This window comes from Pedobacter sp. 01T416_2, from assembly GCF_056398925.1.
The window spans coordinates 1-3,476 of sequence record NZ_JBFTQI010000643.1 but is presented as its reverse complement, the minus strand read 5'-3'; the positions used below and the strand labels follow the sequence as shown (position 1 = coordinate 3,476).

Sequence of the window (3,476 nt, the reverse complement as noted above, 5' to 3'; positions counted from 1 at the left end):
TTTCATAACGGCGTCCATTACTCTTTTTGCTCTTTCGGGCGTTGCCATTAGCTCACCGATGTTTGATGGAACAATTTGCCATGAAAGTCCGAATTTATCCTTTAGCCATCCGCAAACGCTCTCTGTGCCCCCGTCATTTAAGAAAGTATCCCAATAATAGTCTATCTCTTCCTGACTGTCGCAGTTTACCATAAGAGAAATAGCTTCATCGAATTTAAACTGTGGACCGCCATTAAGGCCCATAAATTTATTTCCGTTTAATTCGAAAGTAACTACCATAGGAGTAACCTGCGTAATTTTGGAATCTTTAAAAACTGTACAATAGTATTTTGCTGCTGCTTCGGCTTGTCCGTCAAACCAAAGACATGTTACAAGTGGTTTTGCCATTTTATATAAATTTTTTATGTTACCACAAGTTAAGCAAGATTTTTAGCCTGTGTAAGGTTTAAAAGTGACGATTTAAGGGGGTAATTTGGACAATAATTTGCTGTTATGTTCTTAGCTAAGCTCCGAATTGTGCTAAATGGTGGTCCAGGTGTTTATAAAACATATTGTTCCACTCCGTTTTTGCTAACGGCCCAAATGAATGTGATTCTTTCCCATCGAAATGATTTTCGCCGAGTTGTTGGGTTTGATTAATGTAATCGATTAAACGCATCTTCTCTTTTTCAAAATCTTTTTCATCCTTAATAATAAATTGAGGGGCTGTCTGATTATTTTTAGGATAAGGCTTTTCGCTTACTACTTTGCTTTTGACTAGTTTTTTCAGGATAAACCTCATTATTGGCCCCGGTTTTGGATGAATGTCATTGTAAACCATTTCGTAAGTTACATTGCAATGTGCCAACATCTGTGCAACGTTCATTTTACCCCAAAGTTGAGTGGTAGTAGGAGTAAGTTTGTTAATTCTTTCAATAATTTCGCTAGTTACTGCGGGTTGGAAAATGGTCTTCATGGTTTGTTTATCTGGTAGTGCGTAATTTATTTCACTAAATATAAGGATGTATTTTATAAGGAGGTGAAAAACATGAGTGAATGAATTGAGACATTGCTTTTACTGCACTTGTAGAATGAAGTTTGGTGTTTTCAACCACTGATGCACACAGATAAAACACAGATTTTTGTATTTGAGATTATCTGTGTGCATCCTTTTTTATCTGTGGTTAAATAAATTCCTTAAATTTGCCTCAAATTGTCCCTATGGAATTATCTTGCCCAATATCAGCAGAAAGAGTAAATGAAAATGTAGTTAGGATTATTGCCTTTATGGTTGCTGTAATCGCAATTGCTTGTGTTGTGTTTTCAAATTATTGGGCAATTGTTTCTCTAATATTTGATTTTGCTTTAAGGGCATTTACAACGGGTAAATTTAGTTTGTTGAAATTTATTGCGATTAAAATAGCCGACGCACTTTCGCTTTCGCCGAAAATGAAGGATCTGGCCCCAAAAAAGTTCGCGGCAACCTTAGGCTTTGGATTCTGCCTTTTGATTACCGCGGTATTTCTATTTGATTTTTATAATGCAGCGCTGATTTTTACCTCCATCATGATCGTTTTTGCTTTGTTAGAGAGTTTATTCGCCATCTGCGTCGGTTGTTATATCTATTCTTTTTTGCAGATTTTCACTAAAAAGAATGAGGCTTAATTTATTTCTTTAAAGCCTCGCGTACTTTTGGAGCAATTTTGCTTCCGAATAATTCAATTGATTTCATTAAGGCTGTGTGAGATGGCCCCCCTACATCCATGTGTGCTGAGAAACGTGTTAAACCAAAGGTTTCTTCCATGGCTAAAATCTTCTCTACCGATTCGTTTACATCGCCAATAATTAAAGCACCACTACTGTTTCGGCCGGCGTCGAACTGATTGCGTTGATAAGGTGCCCAGCCGCGTGATTTACCAATCCTGTTCATCTGAGCAGAATAAAGTGGGTAGTAGTAATCTGCAACTTCGCTACTGTTTTCGCCAAATAAAGCGTGCATATGTACACCTACTTCAAATTTACTCTTGTCGTGCCCATGAGCTTCATAAACTCGTTTATAGTAGTCGAAAAGCGGCTTAAACTGTATCGGCTGACCACCAATGATGGCAAACATTACAGGCAAGCCTAATCTACCAGCCCGTTCTACCGATTCGGGTGTTCCACCAACGGCCACCCAAATTTTTAAATTGTCGTTAACGGCTCTTGGTAATATTTCCTGGTTATTTAGTTCTGGTCTGAACTTGCCTTTCCAGCTGATTTTGGACTCCTTGTTTATTTTAAGGAGTAATTCTAACTTCTCTTCATAAAGCTCGTCGTAATCCTGTAGGTTATAACCAAACAGTGGAAACGATTCGATAAAACTTCCACGACCAGCCATTAATTCGGCCCTGCCATTTGAAATTAAATCTATTGTGGCAAAATTTTGATACAATTTAACGGGGTCGGATGAACTTAAAACCGAAACTGCACTGCTTAATTTAATGTTTTTGGTTATAGTAGCAGCGGCAGCCAATATAATTTCGGGGCTCGATACGGCATAATCAGGGCGATGATGTTCGCCAATTCCATAAAAATCTAAACCAACCTCATCCATTAGTTTTATTTCTGCTATAATTTCCTGAAGTCTTTGCTGAGCGGGTTGAATTTCTCCTTTTGCATTAATCTGCAAATCGCCAAACATACCGATACCTAATTCCATAATGTTAAAATAATTTTAACAAAGTTAATGGATACAGGGCTAGCCATTTTTGATGTATGTTAAGAAAAGAGGTAAAGACTTATAATTAATCAGCCAGTTTACCTAAAGTCTTAAAAATGGTTTCGAGTTCGTGATTGGGATAATCGAAGTTGGTAGTGTCGATCTTAAACTTTTTACCATTCTGTAAAGTAATATTCATGAATTTGTACCTGTTACGGCTAAATGCTAGATCAGGAATAGCTTTAATCATTTTGATTTCATTCCACTTAAAAGTTCCCAATTTTAAGAATGTGATCTCATTTTCATCTGCTATGATGGCATATTCCTCTTGTTTAGCTATTAGATTTTTGAAAAAGAATATCAGAAAGACTATCAATATCGTCATTGTAATTAATGTTGATTGAAGATAACTCAGGTTAAAGATAAAAGTGAGATTAACTAAAAATAATGGGAAGAAACCAAAAATATAGAGTAATGGGCCCAAATTGCTATTGTCTTTAACTTTTATCGATGTGATCATGTTTGAAACAGGCGTTGGTTTTTACAGCTTCATAGAAATGATCCCGTTATAAACGCCATCAATTACTTTGCTCATTCGTTGAATATCGAGTGTTTCCATGGCTTCTTTATGGGGCTATTGTAATGCGAAAACTATTAATTGATTTCCACGGGCTCTCGTTTACCTGTTCGATTAAAATTACCTGATTAAAACTTATTTCATGAGGTAATTTATAAACTTTTATCTGTTTGAAAATTTCGTCACTACATGTTGAATTTCTAGGGTGCATTAGTGTAATAT

The 3,476-nt window shown here is 36.3% G+C and carries 5 protein-coding genes; 1 reads left to right on the top strand and 4 read right to left on the bottom strand.

The genetic code is table 11. The features are described 5' to 3' along the window. Together AC1DPQ_RS21690 and AC1DPQ_RS21685 are read right to left on the bottom strand one after the other, a co-directional pair. Positions 1 to 387, bottom strand: a 387-nt coding sequence (locus AC1DPQ_RS21690) for a VOC family protein (RefSeq protein ID WP_477610843.1), incomplete at its 3' end; no start/stop codon positions are given. Between the two features lie 115 nt (positions 388 to 502). Continuing rightward, positions 503 to 955 carry a DUF1569 domain-containing protein gene (locus AC1DPQ_RS21685; RefSeq protein ID WP_477585126.1) on the bottom strand — a complete coding sequence of 151 codons (453 nt, stop codon included), beginning with the start codon at positions 953 to 955 and terminating at the stop codon, positions 503 to 505. A gap of 245 nt (positions 956 to 1,200) precedes the next feature. On the opposite strand from AC1DPQ_RS21685, the gene AC1DPQ_RS21680 reads away from it, so the two are divergent. After that, positions 1,201 to 1,644 (top strand): DUF4395 domain-containing protein, encoded by a 444-nt coding sequence (locus tag AC1DPQ_RS21680; protein WP_477585125.1) that lies wholly within the window; start codon positions 1,201 to 1,203, stop codon positions 1,642 to 1,644. Between the two features lies 1 nt (position 1,645). Here AC1DPQ_RS21680 and AC1DPQ_RS21675 read toward each other — a convergent pair whose 3' ends face one another. After that, positions 1,646 to 2,677: an Atu2307/SP_0267 family LLM class monooxygenase gene (locus tag AC1DPQ_RS21675; RefSeq protein WP_477610842.1), complete on the bottom strand. Its 1,032-nt coding sequence runs from the start codon at positions 2,675 to 2,677 to the stop codon at positions 1,646 to 1,648. A gap of 85 nt (positions 2,678 to 2,762) precedes the next feature. After that, a complete protein-coding gene (locus AC1DPQ_RS21670; RefSeq protein WP_477585894.1) occupies positions 2,763 to 3,197 on the bottom strand; it encodes a hypothetical protein in 435 nt (144 codons plus the stop codon). Positions 3,198 to 3,476 lie beyond the last annotated feature (279 nt).